This window comes from Mesorhizobium sp. M2C.T.Ca.TU.002.02.1.1 (assembly GCF_003997225.1).
Genome location: NZ_RZTO01001556.1, coordinates 1 through 417 on the forward strand (window position 1 = coordinate 1; position 417 = coordinate 417).

Annotated in this window: 1 protein-coding gene; it reads right to left on the bottom strand. The window is 65.5% G+C overall.

Annotation, left to right across the window (positions count from 1 at the left end; all coding sequences use genetic code 11):
• Positions 1-10: 10 nt before the first annotated feature.
• The coding region (locus EOD07_RS37255) for an NEW3 domain-containing protein (protein WP_245470655.1) at positions 11-417 on the bottom strand (407 nt) is incomplete at its 5' end.

The following is a 417-nucleotide window of genomic DNA, read 5'->3' on the forward strand; positions in this document are numbered from 1 at the left end:
ATGACCGGGCTCATCGCCGACCATACCGCGTCACGGCGAAAGCGAGCATCAACGCGGAGGCGCCGATCACGCCAAGGCCGGTCACGCCCCAAAGCGTGGATGTCCGCACCGTCACCCGGAAATCGGCGTTGTCGGATGCGCCGTCGCCGTTTGCTCGGACCGAGACCATATAGTCGCCAGCGATCGCCTGGGTCGAAGGCGTCATCGAGACGCCGACATCGGATGTCCCGCCGGGTGCGATCTCATCCACCTTCTCGGGGTTGAAGGCGACCTTCCAGCCGGATGGCGGGCTCGCCGAAAGCTTGACATCGCGGGCCGGGGCCGAGCCGCTGTTCGATAGTGTGAATGTGAAGGTGCGCTCCTGACCGGCCGTGGCATCACCGGAAAGCCGGCCCTGGGGACCTGAAAGAGAAACGG